Genomic DNA, 25365 nt, shown 5'->3' with positions numbered 1-25365 from the left:
ACTTTTAATTATTCCAAACTGTTCTTTTAACAATTGAACCAAAACTATTATACTTACTTCCTCCAACAACAAAACTAGCTGCACCATCCACTCTACAAATATTTTTACCATTAAAATTGTTTTTTATGACTCCAATATTTATAAAATACTTTCCGTTTGTCAAATCCACATTTTTAATTGTAAAACTTGCCTTTAATTCTCCATTAATAATCTCATAAAACTTCCCATCTGAAATTGAATAAGACTGATATACAGTTTTCATTTCTTGATCTATAACAGAATAATGTAGCACAACTTTTGTAAAATCCTTTGGAAATTGAAAACTAAAATAAATTGTTAAATCTTCATCATAATCAATAACATCTTTACTTAATTTAACTTTATAAATTGTAGGAGTCATTTCTCCTACAACTTTTTCATATTTATTTTCATATTGAATCGAATACTCATAGATCACCTGATTTATATCACCATGCTCGACTATAACTCCATTTTTTAAAAGAATTCCAGTAGTACAAATCCTACCAATCAAAGGCATTGAATGACTTACAAATATTATTGCACAACTTTTTGCCAATTCACTCATGACATTGAAACATTTCGCTCTAAAACCAACATCCCCTACAGCCAACACCTCATCAATAATTAACACATCGGGTTTCATTTGAGCAGCCACAGCAAAACCCAGACGCACCTTCATACCTGAGCTATAATGCTGCACCGGCATATCTATAAACTCATGTATTTCAGCAAAATCTATAATTTCTTCGAGTTTGGAATCTATTTCCTGCCGAGTTAACCCTATAATAGCTCCGTTATTATATATATTTTCTCGGCCGCTAAGAATGGGATTAAATCCTGCACCCAACTCTATTAAGGATCCAACTCGCCCTTTAATGGTTACCTTACCAGCATCGGGGTTTATTAACCCATTTAATATTTTAAGTAAGGTACTTTTACCAGCTCCATTATGCCCTATTAACCCCAGACATTCCCCGCGTCTCAACTCAAAACTCACGTCTTTTACTGCCCAGAATTCTTTAGGTCTTAATTCGCGTGCATGGGTATTACTACTAACATTACTCAATAAATCCTTAGCCCCATACCACAGGCCAGCTTTTAAATCTTTGCAAAACTTTTTACTCAGGTTTTCCACCTTAACAAGCACTTCATTCGCATTTCTGTGTTGCTGATTCTTGTTCATGTATTTGTTTCGTTAAACAACATTTTTATTTTAATGGATTATGCTCGTTCTACAATGACTGGAATGGAGATTCTATAAAACACCAACCCGAAAAACAATAACGGAATACATAGTAAACCGATTATTATAAAATAATTAAAAAACCCAGTTGTAGTACCTACCACCACATCTCTGGATGTTAAAATTAATGCGGTTAACGGATTATAACTCATTATGGTTTTCATAAGTCCTGTTTTTGGAATCGCATACACCACTGGAGTAACGTACATAACAAAGCCTAACCCCATAGTGATTAATTTTGATATATCATTATACAACATCCCCAAAGGCGTTATAAACAAGCCGATGGTTACACCAAATAAGATCACTCCCAATAAAGCAACAGGAAACCAAAGTAAAGACCAATGAAATCCTACACCATAAATAATTACGAATGCTAATAGAACTACTATTTTAATGCTACTATCGAACAACAGTTTATAAATACCAGAAAGGATTAGAGCTTCTTTAGGAAAGTTAATTTTACTCATAATACCCTTGGCAGATTTCGTGCTGCTTAAGGGCGCATTTATAGCACCTGTAATAATAGACCAGATTAAAGTTCCCGAAAAGGCATACACGGGGTACGGAATACCTGTATCTGATAATTTAACAGTTCCCGTACCATTTAAAAATACCCAAATAAAGGCTGTCGTTAAAGGCATGATAAAAGCCCATAAAAACCCAAAATAAGATTGCCTGTACCGGGCTTTAATATCTCGAATCGTTAATTGTTTCGCTAAAAACCTGGAACCATATACATCTTTAAGACTCGCCTTTAACAGCTTTAAAAAACTAATGTTATTTTCCTTTTGGTATATACGAGTCTCTAAGGGCATGAATAATTAAAATATTAATTAATAATATACAACTAAGTAAATATAACTAGCTTCATACGCATTAAAAAATCATTCTTTACTTAATTCGATAAAATACCAGATTCAAGGATAAGGACTACAGACCGGAGTGGCATCTGGTGAATGACGTTCGATTTATATTATTTTCGTTTAAAACGCTTTAACCAACCCGTTTTTTTATGGGTATCGTTATGATAGCCGTAGCCATAACCGTAACCGTAGCCATACTTCGATTTGTTATTGTAAAAATTATAAAGCAGACTTATATTTTTAACCTCTCCTTTTTTATACTTGTCGTTAATCTGTTTTAACATATCCTTTTTGGTGTAATCCTGACGCACCACATACAAGGTCGCATCAACATGCGACATGAGTTCTAAAGCGTCTGAAACTAAACCTACAGGCGGTGTATCGAGAACAATATAATCGTAACGGCTCTGCAATTCTGAAATTAGATCGTCGAGATTACTGCCTATTAATAATTCTGATGGGTTTGGTGGAATAGGCCCCGAAGTAATCACATCCAAATGCTCCACTTCGGTTTTTTGGATAATATCATCCACGGTTGCCTGCCCTATTAAATAATTAACAGCACCAGTATCATTGTTAATATTAAAATCGTCGAAAATCTTGGGCTTTCTTAAATCTAAACCCACTAGAATGGTTTTTTTACCACTTAGAGCAAACACCGAAGCGATATTAATGGAACAAAACGTTTTTCCCTCGCCACTTATTGAGGAAGTCAACAATACCGTTTTGGAGCCCGATTCTTTCTGTTTTCTGTAAATAAACTGTAAACTCGTTCTAATAGCTCTAAAGGCTTCGGCTACCGGTGAGTTCGACATCCTTAAAACCGCCAGATTACCACTAACATTACTCCTACCTACAACGCCTAGCATTGGTATTTTAGTAAGCACCTCTAAATCGTTAGGTTCATGAATTTTACGATCGAAAAATGTAATTATAAAAGCGATTAAAATTATCGGAATGCAAGCGGCTATTATGGCAAACACATAGCGTATGTTCAAATTTACCACATTACGCCCCTGACCAATATCTTTGGCGGGTTCAATAATGACAATATCTGAAGTATTCGAAGCTTTTACCAAATCGGCCTCACCACGCTTGGCCAGGTATAAATTATATGTATTCTGACTCAACAAATATTCGCGCTCTATCCCCATGAGCTTCTGCTGATTTTCGGGCAATACGGAAAACTCACGTTCTACAGCTGCTATATTTTTACTTAAAGTTTGAATCTGAAAAGCAATATTCGCTTTATTAGATGAAATACTTTCATAAATCACCTGCTTCAAGCCTTCAATCTGACGGTTTAAATCATTAAACACAGCTGCATCTTCTCGCACCGAATATTCTAATTTCGACTTTTCGCCCGACAAGGCAATTATTTGCCCTATGGCATTCGTTATATTACTATCGTTTATACCTTGAAGTGCCGGCGCCGGAAAATTGGTAAAATCTTTACTGGTTTCCAGATAGCTTTTCAATAAATCATAATACAATAAAGATTCCTCAAGTACCTTTTTTTCGGTTTCATAAGTTTCTATCTTATTCACCAGAGTGGCACTTTCACTTTGAATATCGAATATATTATTGCGCTGCTTAAAGGCATTTAGAGAATCGGCTTTCTTATTGAGCTCATTTCGTACTCTGGCCAATTGCTTATCTATAAAGTTTACCGTATTAATAGCGTATTGATTTTTTCGTTGTAGCAAATCCCGATCTAGAATTTCAACCGAGGCATTCAAATAATCAACAATCTTCGCCTTATTTTTATGGCTTAACCTTAAATTCACTAAAGAACCACCTTCATTAATTACTCTAAATTGTCCTTTGTACTGCGACACCGTACTATTAAAACTATTGTATTGAATATAAAATTCCTGTCCCGTTACAATTTTTGCATCTGGCACTTTTACCAAACTGCCTTTAAAAAAATCCAGATTAATGTATTCGTTAAAGGCAAATGTTTTAGAAAATGCACTTTCGTTAACAGGGATTTGCTTTATGTCTTTTGTTTTAAAATTTTGAACAGACACTTGCTTCGTTTCACCAAAATCATAAGACAATTGAAAACTGTCGGCATCGATAAAGGTTATTTTTATTGGCCTTCCAATAACCTGAAATGCGGTTTCGTCGCCAACAAACGTAAAAGGTGTTGCTTTATAAACATCAATTTTATGAAAGCGGCCATCCTTTAGATAATTCAAACATAAATTTAAACTATCAACCACCTTTTCATGATGTTTACGTGATCGTAAATTAAGGAGCACATCCTGAATTTTTCCTGTAATACCGCCATAATTAAAAATTAAACTGGTATTGGATGTGAACAATGGGTTTTTATCTTCCTGAACTGAAATAGATGCCGTTAAGGTGTATGGAAACTCCTTTCTTATATTTTGCTGATACACAATATAAACCCCCAACAATATAGCAGGCAAAAACCATTTCCAGTAACTTATTAAACGAAATACAAAAGCCCTGAAATCGAAATTTAATGCATATTGCTGTGCCGACGTGTAACGATCTTCCATACCTTATAAGCTTCTAATTATAAAATAAGTACTCACTAAAACAGAAAACACACTCACAATAGTTGTTAAATTTTGTACCGCCGTTTGTCCGCCTCCCAAAGCTTTTCGCTTTAAAGGTTTAACCAGAATAATATCATTAGGCTGAATGAAGTAAAACTCCGATTTTGTAGCATTTATATCGGTTAAATCGATATGATGTATTTTTTGCCCTTGCGGATACTGACGTATAATCATTACATCACGACGATCGCCTGTTACCCGTATATCTCCGGCATTTGCAATAGCCTCGAGAATATTAACACGATCCTGATAAATAACATGAGTCCCCGCTTTCATTTCTCCAAGTGTGGTATACTTTAAACCAGCGAGTTTAACCGTTACAAATATTTGAGCGGTTTCTTTAAAGTAACGTTCCAACAACGCGCTTTTTACCATATCTTCAATTTCTTCCACGGTATAACCAAGCACATTTATCTGACCCAGGATAGGAAATTCTATATTACCATGTAAATCTACCGTAAAACCATTAAAGTAAAGTGATTTTTCAGAAGCCCCAGACGTAGTATTTGAACTCGTAGGATTAAAAATCTCAACCAACTCCTTATCTAAAGCTTTTACGTCAATACTTAAAATATCGTTTATTTGAACGCGGTAAGGTTTGGATAATGCCAATATTTGCAATGAATCGCTAGCAGCAGCATGACCTTTATCCTGTAAATACACAATATCTTTATTGGTAATACATGAGCTACACAAAAGCGTAACAACACAGAACAAAAAGAAAAATGGTTTGAGCATAGAGTTGGTTAACTTTACAACAAATATAACTTTTCAACCTAAAGTATAAAATTAATACGCACTATTAATTAAAATATTAAAAATTGAGTAAGGTTTTCAAATTTTTAATTAAGCATTAATAATGACCTTTATTTCTAGCTGTAGGATATTAAGACAACCTACACACTTCTTTTTAAAATGAAGTTTAGAGTGATATTGTCTCTTATTTTTTAATTTTACACGTTATTTGCAAAAAATTAAACCTTTGAATTACTTAACCGTAGAAAATATATCGAAATCGTATGGAGAACTAACCTTGTTCCAGGACATTTCGTTTAGCGTTCATAAAGACCAAAAAATAGCTTTCGTAGCCAAAAACGGTACAGGAAAAACGTCCATTTTACGTATTATTTCTGGTGAAGACACACCCGACTCAGGGCTTGTAACCTATCGCAAAGATATAACCGTATCGTTTTTATCACAAGATCCAAAATTTAATCCAGCCCTTACCGTTGAAGAAACCATTTTCGCCAGCGATAACGATATTTTAAAGGTTATTGGAAATTACGAAAAAGCCTTAGAAAATCCTGAAGATTCCGATGCCTACCAAAAAGCCTTCGAGCAAATGGAAATTCATCAGGCCTGGGATTTTGAAACCCAGTACAAGCAAATTCTTTTCAAATTAAAACTCGATAATTTAAATCAAAAAGTAAGCACCCTTTCGGGCGGACAAAAAAAACGTTTAGCCTTAGCCAATGCGTTAATTAACAAACCGGATTTATTAATACTGGACGAGCCCACCAACCATTTAGATTTAGAAATGATTGAATGGCTGGAAGCATTTTTTGCCAAAGAAAATATTACCTTATTTATGGTAACACACGACCGTTACTTTTTAGAGCGCGTGTGTAATGAAATTATTGAGTTGGACGAAGGCCAGCTTTACAGTTATAAAGGCAACTATTCGTATTATTTAGAAAAGCGCGAAGCCCGCATCGAACAATTCGAAACCGAAACCGGGAAAGCCAAACAACTGTTCAAAAAAGAACTGGACTGGATGCGTCGCCAGCCTAAAGCCCGTACGACAAAATCGAAATCGCGTATAGACGATTTTAAAGATATTAAGCATCGAGCACATCAGCGTCGTAAAGACCATGTGGTGCAACTCGAGTTAAACATGGAACGACTCGGAAGTAAAATTCTTGAATTTCATAAAGTATCAAAAGCTTTTAAAGACAAGATAATACTGGATAAATTTGATTATACCTTCCAAAAAAGCGAACGCGTTGGTATTATTGGTAAAAACGGCACAGGTAAAACCTCATTTTTAAACATTTTAACGCAAACCGCACAACCCGATGCTGGAAAAGTCGTATTGGGTGAAACCGTTAAATTTGGTTACTACACCCAAAACGGTATTAATATAAAACCCGAACAAAAGGTTATTGATGTTATTCGCGAATTTGGTGATTTTATTCCACTAAAAAAGGGACGTCAAATAAGCGCACAACAACTTTTAGAGCGCTTTTTATTCAGCAGAAAAAAACAATATGATTTTGTTGAAAAATTAAGTGGCGGTGAACGCAAACGCCTATACCTATGTACCGTCTTAATTCAGAATCCAAACTTTTTAATTCTGGATGAGCCTACCAACGATTTAGATATTGTTACACTAAATGTTCTGGAAAGTTTCCTTATGGATTTTCCAGGTTGTATTATTGTGGTATCTCACGACCGCTACTTTATGGATAAAGTTGTAGACCACTTGCTTGTTTTTAAAGGCGATGGTGTTATTGAAGATTTCCCTGGCAACTACACCGATTACCGGATTTATGAAGATAGCCTTCCGGCAGAATCTGCGGCTACTGAAGACAAGAAGGATAAAAAATCATGGAAACAAAACGAAGCCAGTAAGCTGAGTTTTAACGAAGAAAAAGAACTTAAAAATATTGAAAGCAAGCTAAACAGTTTAGCCTTCGATAAAAAGGAAATGGAAGCTAAATTTAACAACCCTGATTTAACTCAGGATGAAATTAACGCATTATCGCTTAAACTTCAAGACATCATAGATACCATTGAATCTAAAGAAGAACGTTGGTTCGAATTATCGTCGAAACTGGAGGATTAAATAATGAAATTGGTTTTAGACATAAAGACTAGGGAAAATTAAATACATCACACTAAATGCCTTTAAGCATCTCAAAACACTGGTAACTTATTGATGATTTATCAAATTTCACAATACATAAAATTCCTATTTCGTTCAACGAATCAGCATGGCGTACATTCCCCTTTTGTGTATAATCTGGTGACTAAATGCTTTTACAATCGAAAAAAACATCCCGATTATCAAAAGATTTCAGACTTCAAAAAACATTTATTACTTAAAAACGAATCGTTAACTATAACTGATTTAGGTGCGGGTTCCAATGTGTGCAAACAAAACACGCGCCCCCTAAAACATGTCGCTAAATATTCTGGCACAACCATTAAGCGCGCTCAATTATTATATCGACTGATGAATTATCTGAAAATCAAGTCCGCTCTGGAATTAGGCACATCACTGGGTATTGCCACACAAGCCATGGCATTAGCTAAAGATTTACGAATCACAACAGTGGAAGGCTGCACTAATACATATCATCAAGCAAAAAAAAACCTATTGCCATTTAAAAATATAACCTTAGTCAATTCTGAATTCGAAGCCGCCATAAATGCACTAAAAAACGACACTTACGATTTAATTTTCTTTGATGGCAACCATTCTAAAAAAGCAACCTTAAAGTATTTCGAATCTTTAATTAAAAGCAAACATAACGATTCGGTTTTCATTTTTGACGACATTTACTGGTCCAAAGATATGACCGAGGCCTGGGAAACAATAAAACAACATCCCGAAGTTAAAGTAACCATCGACACCTTTTATTGGGGCTTTGTATTTTTTAGAAAGGAACAAGAAAAAGAACATTTTACAATTAGGTGTTAGTGTGGTTTTTGGTTGTTAATAAAACAAAAATTCAAACAATAGCGTGATTTTACTTTCTTACGTCAATTCGAGTGATTTTGAGGAACGAAAAATTGTATCGAGAATCGTAAAAAGATATAGCGGATGAGCCCAATCACCAAGGGTAACGCCATCATAAGAGGATTCATGTCAATAATAAACTTCGTAACTTTGAAACCTTTAACTTTGCAATATGAAGATATATACAAAAACCGGAGATAAAGGAGACACTGCTTTGTTTGGAGGAACGCGTGTACCTAAACACCATATAAGAATTGAAAGTTACGGAACGGTGGACGAATTAAACTCTCACCTGGGCTTAATTAGAGATCAGGATATTCATTCAGAGTATAAAGATATATTGATTCATATCCAAGATCGTTTATTTACCGTTGGGGCCATTATGGCTACCGATCCGGAAAAAGCCATCTTAAAAAACGGTAAGGAACGTTTAAATATTCCAAAAATTTCAGAAGACGACATTCAGCGTTTAGAACAGGAAATGGACACCATGGATGCCGCTTTACCACCAATGACACACTTTGTACTTCCCGGCGGACATCAAACCGTGTCATTCTGTCACATAGCACGTTGTGTGTGCCGTAGAGCAGAGCGTTTAGCCACAGCGCTTAATGACATAGCCCCGATTGATTCAAACTGCTTAATATACTTAAACCGCCTTTCTGACTATCTTTTTGTGTTGGCACGGAAGTTGTCATACGACTTGCAAGCAGATGAAATTAAATGGATTCCTGAAAAAAAATCCTAAAATTTTAGAAATAGTAACAAATTATTAATTTATTGTAATGCAACTATTAATTTCTAAGTTTTTTCTGTAGAAAAATACGTTCTTTTAAATTACCGTTAAATAAATGATTTTTTTCTTGCATGTTTAACCTAAAAATTTATTTTTGCACAAAATTAAAACGCATAATAACATGTATTGGACTTTAGAATTAGCAAATTATTTGAGTGATGCTCCTTGGCCAGCAACAAAAGACGAGTTGATAGATTATGCTATTAGAACTGGAGCACCTTTAGAAGTTGTCGAAAATTTGCAAGCTATTGAAGACGAAGGTGATGCTTACGATTCGATAGAAGAAATTTGGTCAGACTATCCCTCAGATGAAGATTACCTCTGGAACGAGGACGAATATTAATATAAAGTATAAAGAAAAGTTAAAAAGTCTCGAGTCGAGACTTTTTTTTGTTCCTAATCTTTATTAAAACACATTACAAACTGTATCTTTGAGGCAATCTCAAAAACTACAGTTTAACAACTGAAACATATCCAGGCACCCCTGGAATTAAATAACATATATACACATGAGTTTTTTAAATTCTGTACTTAAAGTATTTGTTGGCGATAAATCGAAACAAGATGTTAAAGCCATCACACCTATAGTAAATAAAATAAAATCTTTTGAAGCTGCTTTAGAAGGTTTATCCCATGATGCTTTACGTGCAAAAACTACTGAATTTAAAGGTCTTATTGCCGAAGCAATCAAACCTCTAAACGAACAAATAAACACGCTTCTAAACGAAGCTGAAAACACCGATGATATCGATCGTCGTGAAGACATCTACGCCGACATTGATAAACTTAAAGATGAAGTTTACGAAAAAACCGAAAGCGTTTTAAACGACATTTTACCAGAAGCTTTTGCTGTTGTAAAAGAAACTGCAAAACGATTTACTAATAACACCTCTATTACCGTTACCGCAAACGAATTTGACAGAGAGTTATCAGGCACAAAAGATTACGTAACACTAAATGGCGACCAAGCCACTTGGGCTAACTCGTGGGATGCTGCCGGAAAAGCCATCACTTGGGATATGATTCATTACGATGTACAGCTTATTGGTGGTGTGGCTATGCACCAGGGTAAAATTGCTGAAATGCAAACTGGTGAAGGTAAAACCTTAGTTGCTACCCTACCCGTTTACTTAAATGCATTATCTGGTCAGGGCGTACACTTGGTAACGGTAAACGATTATTTAGCAAAACGTGATAGCGCATGGATGGCGCCTTTATTCCAGTTTCACGGTTTAACAGTAGACTGTATTGACTACCACCAGCCAAATTCTGAGGGTCGTAGAAATGCCTACAATGCCGATATTACTTACGGTACTAATAACGAGTTCGGTTTCGACTATTTACGTGATAATATGGCGCATTCGCCAAACGATTTAGTACAGCGCCCACACAACTATGCCATTGTCGATGAGGTCGACTCTGTATTGGTTGACGATGCGCGTACACCATTAATTATCTCCGGGCCTATACCTCAGGGTGAGCGTCACGAGTTTATCGAATTGAAACCAAAAGTAGATAATATCGTATCTGTTCAGCGTAAATATTTAACCGGTGTTTTGGCCGAAGCTAAAAAGCTTATTAAAGAAGGCGACACCAAAGAAGGAGGCTTCCAATTGTTGCGTGTATACCGCGGTATGCCTAAAAACAAAGCCCTTATTAAGTTTTTAAGCGAAGAGGGGGTTAAACAATTATTACAAAAAACCGAAAACTTCTACATGCAGGACAACAACCGCGAAATGCCAAAGGTTGACGCGGAGCTGTACTACGTTATTGAAGAAAAAAATAATCAGGTAGAATTAACCGATAAAGGGGTTGAATTCATTTCAGGAAAAGAAGATCCTAATTTCTTTATTCTTCCTGAAATTGGATTGGAAATTGCTAAAATTGAGAAGCAAAACTTATCGAAAGAAGAAGAAGCAGCTCAAAAAGAAGAGCTTTATAAAGATTTTGGTGTTAAATCGGAACGTATTCACACCTTAAATCAGTTATTAAAAGCCTACGCCCTATTTGAAAAAGACATTCAGTATGTCGTTATCGACAATAAAGTGATGATTGTTGATGAACAAACTGGTCGTATTATGGATGGCCGTCGTTATTCCGATGGTTTACACCAGGCGATTGAAGCTAAAGAAAATGTAAAAATCGAAGATGCTACACAAACATTCGCAACAGTAACCCTTCAAAATTACTTTAGAATGTATCGCAAATTGTCAGGTATGACAGGTACAGCGGTAACTGAGGCTGGCGAATTCTGGGAAATCTACGAACTAGATGTTGTTGAAATCCCTACCAACCGTCCTATCGCTCGTGATGACCGAGACGATTTAGTTTACAAAACCAAACGTGAAAAATACAATGCGGTTATTGACGAGGTTACCAAATTATCGCAAGCAGGTCGCCCGGTACTAATTGGTACAACATCGGTTGAAATTAGTGAGCTACTTGGAAAAATGCTTGCCATTCGTAAAATACCTCACAATGTATTAAACGCGAAATTACATAAAAAAGAAGCCGACATTGTAGCAGAAGCAGGTCAACCAGGTCAGGTAACCATTGCTACTAACATGGCGGGACGTGGTACCGATATTAAATTAACCGACGAAGTTAAAAAAGCAGGCGGTTTAGCTATTATAGGTACCGAACGTCACGATTCGCGTCGAGTAGACCGTCAGTTACGTGGTCGTGCCGGTCGTCAGGGAGATCCGGGAAGTTCACAATTCTACGTATCACTTGAAGACAACTTAATGCGTTTGTTTGGTAGTGAACGTATTGCGAAAATGATGGACAGAATGGGACTTAAAGAAGGTGAAGTGATTCAGCATTCTATGATCTCTAAATCTATTGAGCGTGCACAGAAAAAAGTAGAAGAAAATAACTTTGGTGTTCGTAAGCGTTTATTAGAATACGACGATGTTATGAATGCGCAACGTGAAGTCGTTTATAAACGTCGCCATCACGCCCTATTTGGTGAGCGTCTTCGTGTAGACTTGGCAAACATGATTTTCGATACCGCTGAAAATATTTCAGAAGGCAACAAGGAAGCTAACGATTATAAAAACTTCGAGTTTGAATTGATACGTTATTTCTCTTTAACGTCGCCCATTACTGAAGACGAGTTCGGCAAACTTTCGGCTCAAGAAATTACATCAAAAGTATACCGCGCTGCATTCGATCATTACAAAGATAAAATGGCTCGAAATGCCGATATTGCTTTCCCGGTAATTAAAAACGTTTATGAAAATCAACGTGACCGATTTAAGCGTATCGTGGTACCTTTTACCGATGGTATTAAAAGTTTAAATGTGGTTACCGATCTTGAAAAAGCTTACGAAACTAACGGAAAACAATTAATTACCGATTTCGAAAAAAATATTACGCTCGCCATAATTGACGATTCGTGGAAAACACATTTACGTAAAATGGACGAGTTAAAACAATCTGTTCAGTTAGCGGTTCACGAACAAAAAGACCCGTTATTAATTTACAAATTTGAAGCGTTTGAGTTATTCAAATCGATGATTGACCAAGTAAATAAAGATGTAATTTCGTTCTTATTTAAAGGTGAATTACCACAGGAAACTCAAAATACTATTCAGGAGGCCAGAGAACGCAGACAGGAAAAATTAAACATCCAAAAAGATGAAATTCCTAACCTTGATGAACGTTCAGCACAAAACAGAGCAGCAGCTGGTAACACGCAGCAACGGCCGCAAGTAACCGAAACCATTGTTCGCGAACAACCAAAAATTGGTCGTAACGATAAGGTTACCATTAAAAATGTTATGAATGGTGAAAGTAAAACCGTTAAATTCAAACAAGCGGAGCCTTTACTGTCTAAAGGCGAATGGGTGATTATTGAAGAATAAAAAATCCATAAAGAGCTAACCTATAAATTAATCCCGATAGTTTAAACTATTGGGATTTTTTATTTGTAGCAACCTCAACAACATACGTCGCAATAATATCGTCATTAATTTTTAAATGGGCATCGAAAACCCCTTTGCGCTTAAATTGACACTTAAATGATATCTGGTCTTGTTCTTTTACAACGTCATAAATTTTTAATTTTACTAGGTCATCACCAACAAATCTGACCATGGCCAATGTTTCGGGATTAATTCCGTTTAAAGCTTTAAACCTGAAATCAATTTCATCATCAACAATAGCTTGAACATGAAGCTTATCAGGACTTACAGGCTCTACACCATACCGAAATGTATGGCCATAAACAAGAGGCGCCAAAACATATTCGGACATTTTCTTATCATTGTTTAGCAACCATTTTTTATCTACAGGATAATGATTTAAAGCAAACAATTCTGGGTTGGTTAAAAAATACCCATCGTTATAGGATTTTATAAAACCACTACCTATCAAATTGTACCCACTGGACCAGGTGGCATCGCATAAATACCACTTATTGTTTAAATTCACAGCATTCCACGAGTGATTTACTAATTCTAAAGACTCAACATTTGCATTAGCTGTTCGTCCGTAACCATTAATTATTACACAATCTATTTGAGCTAAAAAACATAATTCCTTTATTAAATAGGCATAACCCGTACACATCGTTTTGTTATGCTTCAGTAATTTTTTAAAAGCTTTCTTTTTATAAGTGTTATTCCAGTTTACATAGCCAAGGGAATCATTTTTAAACACCTGTCGTTTTCTTGTAACTGTATTATCCTGATTTATATCGCAAGCAATATTATTACAAACCCACATATAAATAGCTCTGAACTTTTCAATTGGTGAGGTCAATGTATTAGTAAGTTTATAAACGAGCGCAGGCATATTATCTAGCCCTTCACCCTCGTATAGTTTGGCCATGTGGTCGGCTTGAGTAAAATCAACAGCCTTAAAATCTGAAATCTGTGCATTTGCGACACCTACACTAAAAAGAAAAAATAATATTGTTTTCAATTGACTATTTTCTTTTTGGTTTGTAGATCTGATTTGTCGCAACTTTACCCATTAAAATAGCATCACACGCCTTCATCTCAACCTGTAATTCTACTTTTAAATTCGTATTGTTATCTTTGATGACTACCCGTTTAGAATTCATACCTAAATAACTAAATACTAAAACATCGCCTGCTTTTAATTTTTCAGGAAATTCAAACTTCCCATCAAAATCGGTAGCAACACCCACGGTACTACCTTCTAAAACCACGTTCACACCCGGTAATGGTAAATTTTCTTCTAAAACACGTCCTTTAACGGTTATCGCTTTTGTTTGAACCTGGGTCATATTTTTGCTTTTTAAAGTATTAACCTCTGCTTGTTTAGGGGCTTGAGCTTGCAGCTTTCCAAAGTAAAGAGATAAACAAGCAGCGCCTATCACTTTTAAAATTCTTAACCAAGTTTTCTTCCTTTTACTTTTGTAATAAACCTTTAATTGGGATTGCTTGAATCTGCCACAAATATTATTTGTGCCTTCCTGATTAATATAATCGGCTATGTCGTCCGGATTCATGTTTGTAAAATCAAGCACCTCTTGCTTACAAGAACTACAAAAACCGCCGGAAGCTGTTTGTGGAAAAGAATTAAAATCTTCGTTACACGGTGTTTTCACATTAAGTTTAATTTGATTTCTCATGATTTTCGTTTTTAAGATTCTATCTCAAACCTATAGATAAACACATCATATTAAAACCATCAATTAGTAAACGTAACATTTGAATGAGGGAAAGACATATTCTGAGTAATAATAAAAAACCGCAAGTACCAATTCACGAAACACTTATGGCAAGTATTTAAAATTTATTAATAAATAACAGGACACTAATTATAAATATCCTTAATTTAACCGTAAAAATATGACACCCTAATTAGAAAAACTTATTCACATGAACACTAACCATGGCTTTAAAGTTACTTTAAACGAAAATGTTCTTACTCATGCTGGCATTGAAGACAAGCAATTCATAGTCTCCTGTATTTTAGACAGTTTCAATAGACAAATTTCACCTGAAACAGAAACAAATTTACAAGTCTCAGGATTAATTACAGCATCTCAACAACATGTAAAATGGGTTAATACACCGTTAAAACTTGGGGATAAAATAACTATAGAAGTTATTAACAAAAACTTTAATGCTCCCGAAACAATTTCAGCACCAAAATCAGAAGAAGACATTCTGCAAAAAAAGCTAAAAACTTATAATAAACTTAAGGAAGAATTGAAAAACTACTTAAATGAGCAATCTTAGCTTTTATATTGTAGTCTTGAAGCTTCTATCTTAGACATATTGTTTTTAGCCCATTCAACTAAAATATTTAAATGCGGTATTAACGTCTGGCCTAATTCTGTTAACTCATATTCCACTTTTGGTGGAACTTGAGGATAAATAGTTCGCTTAACTAGCCCGTCGGCTTGCAGGCCCTTTAAAGTTACCGAAAGCATTTTTTGAGATATAGTAGCAATGTGTTTATCAATTTCATTAAATCTCAACAAACCTTTTTCTTCTAAAAGCAATAACACCAGCATAGACCATTTATCGCCTATACGATCTAACACATTTCTAACAGGACACTGTTCTGGTTCTGCAAATTTATTTTGAATTTCTCCTTTCATAACATCTTGATTTTCAATAACACTAACTTTAAAGTCAGCAAGTCTCATAGCGGTAACCTCTTGTTTTAAAGCAAGTTATTCTTTATATTTGACTAACTAAAAGTAAGTTAAATACTTTTACTCATCAAATATACAATAGAAACTTTAATAAACAAATATTATGAAAATTGGAATAACAGGCGCTACAGGCCAATTGGGTAGATTAGTAGTAAACGAACTTAAGCAACGAGAAAGCAGTAACAACCTTGTTGCTTTGGTACGCTCCACCGAGAAAGCCAAAGATTTGGAAATTGAAACCCGCGAGTTTGATTATAACAATCCTGAAAGTCTGGAAAAGGCTTTAAAAGATATTGATCGGTTAATTTTTATTTCTGCAAACGAAATAGGCCAAAGAGCTCGCCAACATAAAAATGTAATCGAGGCCGCCAAAAAACAAAACGTTAAGTGGATTGTTTATACAAGCCTTCTTAGAGCAAATACGTCTTCTTTAAGCTTAGCCGGAGAACATTTAACTACAGAACAAGAAATAAAAGCTTCTGGAATTGATTATACCATTTTACGTAATGGTTGGTATACAGAAAATTATACCGCATCAGTGCCTAGTGCTATTGAAAATGGAGCTTTTATAGGTAGTGCCGGCGATGGTAAAATTTCTTCGGCAGCACGAATAGATTATGCTGAAGCGCTGGCTGTGGTTATTACCAATGAAGATAATAAAGGACAAACATTTGAACTTGCTGGAGATAACAGTTATACCTTAACAGAATTAGCTAAAGAAATATCTAAACAAACAGGCAAAGACATTCCTTATAACAATCTACCTGAAGATACCTATTCTAATATTTTAATACAAGTTGGACTCCCAGAGGTTCTAGCTAAAGGTTTAGCAAGCTGGGATGTATCTGCCTCTCAAGGAGATTTATTTGACAATAATTACAAATTGTCGACCATAATAGGTAGGCCAACAACCACTCTTGAAAAATCTATACGTGAGGTTTTATAAAATATTCTTTTAATAAAGCTTTCTTAATTCTTTGAAAAAAATGAATAGGAAAAAATTTATAAAATCACTAGCATGGTTACCTTTAGTAAGTTCGAGCATGAGTTTAAAAGATTTAGATAAAATGACAGCTGACCTAAACAATACGAGCAAAATGCCCGTATTGTTTTTAGGCCATGGAAGCCCGATGAATGCCATTGAGGACAATGAATTTGTGTCATCATTTAGAAAACTTGGGCAGGAACTAACTAAACCTCATGCTATTTTATGTATTTCGGCGCATTGGGAAACTAAGGGCACTCATGTTACCGCAATGCAACACCCAAGGACCATTCATGATTTTGGCGGATTTCCTCAAGCTTTATTCGATGTGCAATATCCAGTACCAGGAAGTCCTGAACTGGCAAAAGAAACCCAGCATCTTATTACAAAAACTGATATAGAATTGGATAATAATTGGGGGTTAGACCATGGAGCCTGGAGCGTTATTAAACACTTGTACCCTAACGCCGATGTTCCGGTTATTCAAATGAGTATAGATTACACCAAACCACCAGAGTATCACTACGAACTGGCGCAACAATTAAACAGCCTACGTCATAAAGGGGTGCTAATAGTTGGTAGCGGAAATATGGTTCATAACCTAAGAATGGTTGACTGGCGCAGATTAAAAGACACCTTCGCCTTCGACTGGGCCCTAGAAGCTAATGAAGCTATGAAGACTTTTATTTTAGATAATGATCATAAAAGTTTGATTCATTTTAAATCGCAAGGTCGTGCTTTCGATTTGGCTATACCTACACCAGAACATTATTTACCACTCATATACACGCTAGGACTTAAAAATAAAAATGAAAGTGTTTCTATTTTTAACGATAAACCTGTTGCAGGGGCGTTAACTATGACCTCTTTGAAGATTGACTAAAACCAAATCTGAATAGAAAACTAAAATTAAAAATTATTATAAAATGAATACCTTTATAAAGTAAGATTCAATCCCTAATAACTGTGAAAACATTTAGAAACTTTGCAAAAAAATATTCAAAAAAACTCAACAGTCATTTATCTAAATCGTTTTCAAATAAAATAAAATTTGCTCCCGAAACTATTAATGACGAGGATTCAGAAGAGACATATAGCTTTTCCAATCAGCATTTTAAATATTTAGGCAATAATCCTTATTGGACAAAATTTAAAAATATTAGATTAAGAAGCTTGGTTGTTAAAGCATTATTTAATGTCGAAGTTATTTTTCAAGGTGTTGTTGTAAACGATATCGGTGAAATAGAACTTGAATCTACAATTTTCCAAAAGGAATATCTTTATAAATTAAAATGTAATCATCTCATATATTTTCGAAAGTTTTTTCCTTTTAAATTCTACAATAAAGCAATCATACTATCAAATTATCTGGAAAGGAATTATTACCATTGGATACTAGAAAGTGTTGGAAGGCTAGTTATAATTGATAAAAACGTACTTAATGAATATAAAATTATTTTAAACCATAATGCTCCAATATTTGCTATTGAATCCCTTCAAGTTTTATTTAACATACCTCCTGAAAACATAATACAAAATAAAAACGTAAGACTCAAAATAGCTGATATTTTATTACCATCCTATCCGCACACCAGATCAAAACAGTCTTCTTGGACAAACATTAATAATCAAAACATCATTAAAAAGATTAATTCAATTTCAAAGACAAAAACAATATCAACGAAACAAAAAAGAAATATTATAATCTCTAGAAATAAAACCTCACAAAGAAGAATTAAAAACGTTCATTATCTTCTAGAAAAGTATAAACATTTAAATTTTGAAATTATCGACTTAGAAAGTTTTAGTTTTCTGGATCAACTCCAATTATTTAGAAATGCAGGCATTATTTTAGCTACGCACGGTGCCGGTTTAACAAATATTATTTTTTCAGAAAACCCTTCTATTATTGAATTCTTCCCTTCAAACAGAAACAAAAGAGACGCATTTTATTTCTATCAAATTTCAAATGCTCTAAATTTTAATCACACCATCATAGAGTACACCTGCAATCACCCTAATCAGGATTTTATAATTGAAAATCAGATATTAAATCAATTAGATATTATATTTGGCGAACAGCTCAAATGCAATTAATTAACTAAATCCTTATTACAAATTCAACAACACATTTGGATCAGGGCAATTGATTTTATAAAACTCCAAATCTTTTTTATTACAAACGCCAACATAATCGCCAGAAAAGCCTTGTAAATCATTAATTAATTGAAAATGAAGGTGAGGCGGATAATCGCCATTAACCTCTGAGCTTCCTAAATATCCAATAACTTCGCCTTGCTTTACAGTTGTGCCAACGTGCCATTTTGAAAGCGAATCTAAACTTAAATGCCCGTAAAGTGTATAAAATGAAAAGTTATTGACTTCATGTTCCAAAATTATTGTTGGACCATAGTCTCCAAAATTTGCATTATTTTTATAACTATGTACTTTCCCGTCCAATACCGACACCACTCCAGTTTTCTCATCACACCATAAATCGATACCTAAATGAATATTTCGTTCGGTTTCCTCGTTTTTCTGATTGAAATGAATACTACGCCTGTATAGATTTCTGTGTTCCAAATAACCGCCAAAGGCTACTTTAGCATGATTTATTTTCAGGTAGTCCTTGATGAATTCACTAAAGTTTTTTGAGCAAGTTAAATCGACTTTATTTAGAGCATTGTTCGTTTCAGACAAATCTATTGCTACATAGTTATCTCCCGTATTAGGAACATCTAAAACCTTAAGTGGATACTCACTAATCGCCCTGAGCACTTCTAAAAACATGTCTGACTTCATAAAGAAACAATTCTATTTTACCAAAAATAGAATAATATTCCATGGCTTCACGCACATTTTTTTATGGCGAATAAAAAATACATCTCACTATAAAATTATAGCTGTTTAATTGACTACTTCAGCATACAAATCGAAATCGGCCGCGTCAGTGATTTTTACCGTAGCGAATTCACCAGTTTTTAAATAGGTGGTACTGGCATCTATAAGGACTTCATTATCTACATCCGGAGAATCGAACTCTGTGCGCCCCACAAAATAATTACCTTCTTTTCTGTCAATAACCACTTTAAACTCTTGTCCAATCTTTTCCTGATTTAGTTCCCAGGAGATTTGCGACTGAATTTCCATAATTTCGTTCGCACGAACTTGTTTTACATCTTCCGGAACATCATCTTCTAAAGTGTAAGCGTGGGTATTTTCTTCGTGACTATAGGTAAAACAGCCTAGCCGTTCGAAACGCATGGCTTTCACCCAATCTCGCAAAGTTTCAAAATCTTCTTGAGTTTCTCCTGGATATCCCACAATTAATGTTGTACGAATCGTCATATTAGGTACAGCCGCTCTAAAATCTTTAAGCAATTTTGTGGTTTTTTCTTTTGTAGTACCACGACGCATACTCTTCAATATCGAATCAGAAATGTGTTGTAACGGAATATCTAAATAATTACAGATTTTTGGTTCGCGATTCATAACTTCTAAAACATCCATAGGGAAGCCTGTAGGGAAAGCGTAGTGCAAACGAATCCATTCGATACCATCCACTTTTACTAAAGCTTCTAAAAGCTCGGCAAGATTACGTTTTTTATATAAATCTAATCCGTAGTAGGTTAAATCCTGTGCAATAAGTATTAATTCTTTAACGCCATTGGCTGCCAGTTTTTCTGCCTCTGTTACCAGATCTTCTATTGGTGTACTTTTATGTTTACCACGCATCAGAGGAATGGCACAAAAACTACATGGGCGATCGCATCCTTCGGCAATCTTTAAATAGGCGTAGTTTTTAGGTGTTGTCGTTAATCGTTCACCAATTAATTCATGCTTATAATCGGCTCCTAATGCCTTTAATAATCCTGGTAATTCAGTTGTCCCGAAGTATTGATCGACATTCGGGATTTCTTTTTGCAAATCTGGTTTGTAGCGCTCACTTAAACAACCCGTTACGAACACTTTATCAACATCGCCTTCTTCCTTCTTTTGCATATACTCCAGAATGGTATTTACACTTTCCTCCTTGGCGTTATTGATAAATCCGCAGGTATTAATCACCACAATATTACCTTCTTCTTCATGAACAACATCTTTTCCGCTGGCTTTTAGTTGTCCCATTAACACTTCGCTGTCGTAAACATTTTTACTACAACCCAAGGTAACTACATTTATCTTGTTCTTTTTAAGTGATTTTGTGCGCATAGTTTTTATTAAATCAGGGCGCAAAGATACGGAATCATTGTTGATTATTCCGTTAAGAATTTACTAATAGCAGAATTAGCCAAATAAACGCACAGTGATCTTTAACATTTCAATATGTGGTAAAACAATTTGGTACTTTTGAAATATAAAAAAGCGGCATACAAATTACTTACCGCTTTCAAATAAAGATTTAAAATATCTTATTATTTAAAGAAAGAATCTACAAATTCGTATTTATTGAACACCTGCAAATCCTCAATGCCCTCTCCTACACCAATATATTTTACTGGAATCTTAAACTGATCGCTAATACCGATTACCACGCCTCCTTTTGCAGTACCATCTAATTTAGTTACTGCTAAGGATGTTACTTCGGTTGCGGCGGTAAATTGTTTCGCTTGTTCGAAAGCATTTTGACCCGTAGAACCATCTAAAACTAACAGAACATCGTGCGGTGCATTTCCAACAACCTTCTGCATAACGCGCTTCACTTTAGTTAGCTCGTTCATTAAGTTAATCTTGTTGTGTAAACGACCTGCGGTATCGATAATCACTACATCAGCATCCTGTGATACCGCACTCTTTAAGGTATCAAATGCTACTGAAGCCGGATCACTACCCATGGCCTGCTTTACTAACGGTACATCAACACGGTCTGCCCATACTTGAAGCTGATCGATAGCTGCCGCTCTAAATGTATCAGCTGCACCCAAAACAACTTTTAAACCTTGCTTTTTAAACTGATATGCCAATTTACCGATAGTTGTTGTTTTCCCTACACCATTAACTCCTACAACCATTAACACATAAGGCGTTTTTGTTCCATCACTTTGAGGCGACAAACTTGGGATAGTATACTCTGTTTCCTCTCCTGAATTTGTTTCGCTTAATAAACCAGCTATTTCTTCTCTTAGAATTTGATTCAGCTCATCGGTACCCAAATATTTATCTTTAGACACGCGCTCTTCGATACGCTCGATAACTTTTAAAGTCGTATTTACACCAACATCGCTAGTTACCAACACCTCTTCAAGATTATCAAGTACCTCATCATCTACCTTAGATTTTCCTGCTACGGCTTTACTTAACTTGCCAAAAAAACTGGTTTTAGATTTTTCTAACCCCTTGTCTAGGGTTTCCTTTTTTTCAGTAGAAAATATTTTTTTAAAAAAGCTCATTGTACACTTTTATTGGTTGGTTGGTATTTAAACGTTTTATACTAACGACTAAAACCTTTTAGTCAAATTTCTTACCAAATTAATTTTATGCTATTCTGTCAGAAATCTGTCAAATATAAACATAAAAAAGCTGCTTTCTAAAAGAAAGCAGCTTTGTATATCGTAAATAAGTTTGTTTTTACTTTTGGTTAAAGAAATCGTTAACCATTTCAGGAGCCATGATAGACTCAACAAACATATAAGCACCAGTTTTAGGTGACTTAACCATTTTAATCGCTTTTGTTAATCTTTTAGAAGATGTTTGTAACGATGCTACTGTTTTCTTTGCCATGACTTAATGTTATTTTATTTCTTTGTGAACCGTCATACGCTTAAGGATAGGATTAAATTTTTTAATCTCCATTCTATCTGGCGTATTCTTTTTATTTTTTGTAGTAATGTATCTTGAAGTTCCTGGTTGTCCAGACTCTTTATGCTCAGTACATTCTAAAATTACCTGTATTCTATTACCTTTCTTTGCCATTTTTCTATCGTATTAAATGTGGCTATTATTTTAAAAATCCTTTAGACTTTGCCTCTTTTAATGCTGCAGAAATACCAATTTTATTAATCGTTTTTAATGCAGATGTAGAAACCTTTAAAGTTATCCAGTTGTCTTCTTCTGGAATGTAAAAACGTTTCTTAACTAAATTCGCGTTAAATTTGCGCTTAGTTTTATTCATAGCATGAGACACGTTGTTTCCAACCATTGCCTTCTTTCCTGTTAGTTCACAAACTCTTGACATTATTATATAACTTTAAAAATTCTTTGTTGTTTAAAATCGAGGTGCAAATATACAAAATCTTTCATTTGTAACAACTTAAATTTCATCAATTTTTAAAAATTTCTTTTAATAGCATTTCTAAAGCTTTGTTTACCGCTTTATCTATAACCTTGACGCGTTGATTTCCCAATATAAATTTTTGAGAATACACCTCTGTTTCTGTAGCAATAGCAATGTAAACTGTTCCTATTTCTGCATCGGAATCTCCTTTACTTGGACCTGCATTGCCTGTGGTTGCAACTGCAAAATCTGATTGAAATAAACCTAACGCATTTTTCGCCATAGCCTCTACCACCTCTTTACTTACAACTGAATGCTGTTCTACAAGGTCTTTTGCTATTCCTAAAATATTGATTTTGGATTGTGTTGAGTAGGTAACTACACCTCCTTTAAAATATATTGAGGCACCAGGATGTGAGGTAAATTGTTCGGCAATTTTTCCTCCTGTACAACTTTCGGCTATAGCCAAAGTTTTGCCTAATTTAGCAAGTTTCTTTGCTATTACTACCTCAACCGAACCTTCTTCATCTTCTAAACCAAAAAATTCGTCTTTTATTAACGGAATAACTTTAGCGATTTCGGCATCTACAAGCGCCCGCAAATTAATCTCATCGAATCCTTTCGCCGATAGTCGCAAACGCATTTTTCCTAAACTAGGCAAATAAGCTAATCGGATAAAAGAAGGTAGCGCATCCTCCCAGGCTTCAATACGTTCTGCCAATGCGCTTTCGCCTAATCCATAAACCAATAATGTTTTATGTAAAATAAACGGACAATTATATTTTCCTTTAATTTTAGGAATAACCTCTTCTTCCACCAATGCCTGCATTTCGTGAGGAACACCAGGGAGAGAAATAAATACTTTGTCTCCTTTCTCCATCCACATGCCAGGAGCTGTTCCTAACACATTCATAAGCACCTTCGATTTTGAAGGCACAAGAGCCTGATCTTTATTCACCTGTAATAGGTTTCCTCTAACGTGCGTAGCCCAAATGGTTTCAATATTTTTTAATACTCCTTCGTTTCTAACTAAGTTGTCATTAAAATATTCGGCTAAGGTTTTTTTGGTTATATCGTCTTTTGTAGGCCCTAACCCTCCGGTAAGAATAACAACATCTACATGGGTTTCGGCATCCTTTAAAGCCTTTAATATATGCTCTCTATCATCTTGCACCGAAGTTATTTGATACACAGAAACCCCAATTTTATTGAGCTGCTTTGCTATAAAAGCAGAATTGGTATCAATAACTTGTCCAATAAGAAGTTCGTCTCCTATGGTGATGATTTCGGCTAGCATGTATTATTTTATATATTAAAATCCGATTTTAGTTCAGCAATGGTATTATCGACAGCTTTAATTACAATCGCCAACTGGTTGGTAATATCCATATCCGTTTTTCTAAATTTACCCCAGTCTTGGACTTCAATTAATGTATCCAAAACACCCAATTCAAATAAGTCTATTGTAGGCTTCATTTTATGGGCAGCCTGATAAGCTGTTTCGTAATCTTTTTCGGCAACTGCCTTTTTTAAACGCTCGGCATCCTCAGGCACCTCTTCTAAGAAGGCTTCTGCTAGGGTTTTTATAAAATCTTCGTCGTTATCAGCTAATTCTTTAACTCTGTGTAATTTGTAATACTGTTCCATTTATTTTACAGTTATTGAAAACATTTCTTTATCTTCTATATACCCTTTAAGTTTGTCGTTAGCAATTACTTTAGCAACACCTGCCGGCGTTCCTGTAAATATAATATCTCCGATCTTTAAAGTGAAATATTTCGAAATATATTCTATTAATTCATCAATTTTCCAAAGCATATGGCTCGTATTTCCTAATTGCACAATTTTATCGTTCTTTTTTAAAGAAAATGTAATATTATTTACATCTTTTACTTCGGAAACAGACAGCCATTTTCCTACAACAGCAGCACCATCAAAAGCTTTTGCTTTCTCCCATGGCAATCCTTTACTTTTTAGTTCGGATTGTAAATCGCGTGCTGTAAAATCGATTCCTAAACCAATTTCATCGTAATATTTATGTGCGAATTTTTTATCAATATACTTACCAATCCGGTTTATTTTAACCAATATTTCGATTTCATGATGTACATCATTCGAAAAGTCGGGAATAAAAAAGGGTTGCTTTTTTAATAAAATAGAGGTATCTGGCTTAAGAAAAACCACTGGATCTGTAGGTTTTTCATTTTCTAATTCTTTAATATGGTCGGTATAATTTCTACCAATACAAATTATTTTCATATGGATTTAAATTG

General features: G+C 34.8%; 25 protein-coding genes. 9 read left to right on the top strand and 16 right to left on the bottom strand.

Annotated features, from left to right (window positions below; genetic code table 11):
- Positions 1-4: 4 nt before the first annotated feature.
- From ICJ83_RS13175 to ICJ83_RS13160, 4 genes are all read right to left on the bottom strand, one after another.
- Positions 5-1204: an ABC transporter ATP-binding protein gene (locus tag ICJ83_RS13175; RefSeq protein WP_188230872.1), complete on the bottom strand. Its 1200-nt coding sequence runs from the start codon at positions 1202-1204 to the stop codon at positions 5-7.
- Positions 1205-1242: 38 nt separating this feature from the next.
- Positions 1243-2082, bottom strand: a complete 840-nt coding sequence (locus tag ICJ83_RS13170) for an ABC transporter permease (RefSeq protein WP_188230871.1) — start codon at positions 2080-2082, stop codon at positions 1243-1245.
- A 158-nt stretch (positions 2083-2240) separates the two neighbouring features.
- Positions 2241-4658 carry a polysaccharide biosynthesis tyrosine autokinase gene (locus ICJ83_RS13165; RefSeq protein ID WP_188230870.1) on the bottom strand — a complete coding sequence of 806 codons (2418 nt, stop codon included), beginning with the start codon at positions 4656-4658 and terminating at the stop codon, positions 2241-2243.
- A 3-nt stretch (positions 4659-4661) separates the two neighbouring features.
- On the bottom strand, positions 4662-5456 hold the full coding sequence (locus ICJ83_RS13160) for a polysaccharide biosynthesis/export family protein (RefSeq protein ID WP_188230869.1): 795 nt from the start codon (positions 5454-5456) through the stop codon (positions 4662-4664).
- Between the two features lie 244 nt (positions 5457-5700).
- On the opposite strand from ICJ83_RS13160, the gene ICJ83_RS13155 reads away from it, so the two are divergent.
- The 5 genes from ICJ83_RS13155 (at position 5701) to secA (ending at position 13122) form a co-directional block, all read left to right on the top strand.
- Positions 5701-7563, top strand: coding sequence for an ABC-F family ATP-binding cassette domain-containing protein (locus ICJ83_RS13155; RefSeq protein ID WP_188230868.1), 1863 nt, complete (start codon positions 5701-5703; stop codon positions 7561-7563).
- Between the two features lie 93 nt (positions 7564-7656).
- Positions 7657-8421, top strand: coding sequence for an O-methyltransferase (locus ICJ83_RS13150; protein ID WP_188230867.1), 765 nt, complete (start codon positions 7657-7659; stop codon positions 8419-8421).
- Positions 8422-8632: 211 nt separating this feature from the next.
- Complete coding sequence (locus ICJ83_RS13145; protein WP_188230866.1) at positions 8633-9208, top strand: cob(I)yrinic acid a,c-diamide adenosyltransferase; 576 nt, start codon at positions 8633-8635, stop codon at positions 9206-9208.
- A 169-nt stretch (positions 9209-9377) separates the two neighbouring features.
- Positions 9378-9599: a DUF2795 domain-containing protein gene (locus tag ICJ83_RS13140; RefSeq protein ID WP_188215051.1), complete on the top strand. Its 222-nt coding sequence runs from the start codon at positions 9378-9380 to the stop codon at positions 9597-9599.
- Between the two features lie 166 nt (positions 9600-9765).
- The gene (gene secA, locus ICJ83_RS13135; RefSeq protein WP_188230865.1) at positions 9766-13122 is read left to right on the top strand and encodes a preprotein translocase subunit SecA; all 3357 of its coding nucleotides are present in this window, start codon (positions 9766-9768) and stop codon (positions 13120-13122) included.
- A 46-nt stretch (positions 13123-13168) separates the two neighbouring features.
- Here the strand turns inward: secA and ICJ83_RS13130 are convergent, their stop codons facing one another.
- Both ICJ83_RS13130 and ICJ83_RS13125 read right to left on the bottom strand, forming a co-directional pair.
- Entirely contained in the window at positions 13169-14182 is a 1014-nt protein-coding gene (locus ICJ83_RS13130; RefSeq protein WP_188230864.1) for a transglutaminase domain-containing protein, read from the bottom strand.
- A gap of 4 nt (positions 14183-14186) precedes the next feature.
- Positions 14187-14858, bottom strand: coding sequence for a carboxypeptidase-like regulatory domain-containing protein (locus ICJ83_RS13125; RefSeq protein ID WP_188230863.1), 672 nt, complete (start codon positions 14856-14858; stop codon positions 14187-14189).
- Between the two features lie 250 nt (positions 14859-15108).
- On the opposite strand from ICJ83_RS13125, the gene ICJ83_RS13120 reads away from it, so the two are divergent.
- Positions 15109-15471, top strand: coding sequence for a hypothetical protein (locus ICJ83_RS13120; RefSeq protein WP_188230862.1), 363 nt, complete (start codon positions 15109-15111; stop codon positions 15469-15471).
- On the opposite strand, the gene ICJ83_RS13115 is transcribed toward ICJ83_RS13120, so the two are convergent.
- On the bottom strand, positions 15468-15884 hold the full coding sequence (locus ICJ83_RS13115) for a winged helix-turn-helix transcriptional regulator (RefSeq protein ID WP_223154776.1): 417 nt from the start codon (positions 15882-15884) through the stop codon (positions 15468-15470). The genes ICJ83_RS13120 and ICJ83_RS13115 overlap by 4 nt on opposite strands.
- 112 nt (positions 15885-15996) lie before the next feature.
- Here ICJ83_RS13115 and ICJ83_RS13110 point away from each other — a divergent pair, with 112 nt between their 5' ends.
- The 3 genes from ICJ83_RS13110 to ICJ83_RS13100 all read left to right on the top strand — a co-directional run bounded on the left by ICJ83_RS13110 (position 15997) and on the right by ICJ83_RS13100 (position 18975).
- Positions 15997-16839: an SDR family oxidoreductase gene (locus ICJ83_RS13110; RefSeq protein WP_188230861.1), complete on the top strand. Its 843-nt coding sequence runs from the start codon at positions 15997-15999 to the stop codon at positions 16837-16839.
- 97 nt (positions 16840-16936) lie between these two features.
- Positions 16937-17761: a 4,5-DOPA-extradiol-dioxygenase gene (gene ygiD, locus ICJ83_RS13105; RefSeq protein ID WP_449369428.1), complete on the top strand. Its 825-nt coding sequence runs from the start codon at positions 16937-16939 to the stop codon at positions 17759-17761.
- A gap of 83 nt (positions 17762-17844) precedes the next feature.
- Entirely contained in the window at positions 17845-18975 is a 1131-nt protein-coding gene (locus tag ICJ83_RS13100; RefSeq protein WP_188230859.1) for a glycosyltransferase family 61 protein, read from the top strand.
- A 15-nt stretch (positions 18976-18990) separates the two neighbouring features.
- Here ICJ83_RS13100 and ICJ83_RS13095 read toward each other — a convergent pair whose 3' ends face one another.
- The 9 genes from ICJ83_RS13095 to ICJ83_RS13055 form a co-directional block, all read right to left on the bottom strand.
- Positions 18991-19680: a peptidoglycan DD-metalloendopeptidase family protein gene (locus ICJ83_RS13095; RefSeq protein ID WP_188230858.1), complete on the bottom strand. Its 690-nt coding sequence runs from the start codon at positions 19678-19680 to the stop codon at positions 18991-18993.
- 105 nt (positions 19681-19785) lie between these two features.
- Entirely contained in the window at positions 19786-21090 is a 1305-nt protein-coding gene (gene rimO, locus ICJ83_RS13090; protein WP_188230857.1) for a 30S ribosomal protein S12 methylthiotransferase RimO, read from the bottom strand.
- 203 nt (positions 21091-21293) lie between these two features.
- Complete coding sequence (ftsY, locus tag ICJ83_RS13085) at positions 21294-22268, bottom strand: signal recognition particle-docking protein FtsY (protein ID WP_188230856.1); 975 nt, start codon at positions 22266-22268, stop codon at positions 21294-21296.
- A gap of 178 nt (positions 22269-22446) precedes the next feature.
- Positions 22447-22599: a DUF4295 domain-containing protein gene (locus ICJ83_RS13080; RefSeq protein WP_188230855.1), complete on the bottom strand. Its 153-nt coding sequence runs from the start codon at positions 22597-22599 to the stop codon at positions 22447-22449.
- A gap of 9 nt (positions 22600-22608) precedes the next feature.
- A complete protein-coding gene (gene rpmG, locus ICJ83_RS13075; protein WP_007648529.1) occupies positions 22609-22791 on the bottom strand; it encodes a 50S ribosomal protein L33 in 183 nt (60 codons plus the stop codon).
- 25 nt (positions 22792-22816) lie between these two features.
- Positions 22817-23053 (bottom strand): 50S ribosomal protein L28, encoded by a 237-nt coding sequence (gene rpmB / locus ICJ83_RS13070; RefSeq protein ID WP_188215045.1) that lies wholly within the window; start codon positions 23051-23053, stop codon positions 22817-22819.
- An 85-nt stretch (positions 23054-23138) separates the two neighbouring features.
- Complete coding sequence (locus ICJ83_RS13065; RefSeq protein ID WP_188230854.1) at positions 23139-24389, bottom strand: competence/damage-inducible protein A; 1251 nt, start codon at positions 24387-24389, stop codon at positions 23139-23141.
- Between the two features lie 8 nt (positions 24390-24397).
- The gene (locus tag ICJ83_RS13060) at positions 24398-24739 is read right to left on the bottom strand and encodes an Hpt domain-containing protein (RefSeq protein WP_188230853.1); all 342 of its coding nucleotides are present in this window, start codon (positions 24737-24739) and stop codon (positions 24398-24400) included.
- The gene (locus ICJ83_RS13055; protein WP_188230852.1) at positions 24740-25351 is read right to left on the bottom strand and encodes a fumarylacetoacetate hydrolase family protein; all 612 of its coding nucleotides are present in this window, start codon (positions 25349-25351) and stop codon (positions 24740-24742) included.
- Between the last annotated feature and the right edge of the window lie 14 nt (positions 25352-25365).

It is taken from the genome of Aestuariibaculum sediminum, from assembly GCF_014596945.1.
Classification (GTDB): Bacteria; Bacteroidota; Bacteroidia; order Flavobacteriales; family Flavobacteriaceae; genus Aestuariibaculum; species Aestuariibaculum sediminum.
Note: the sequence above shows the minus strand (reverse complement) of the source record. Positions and strands in the feature narration are given on the sequence as shown.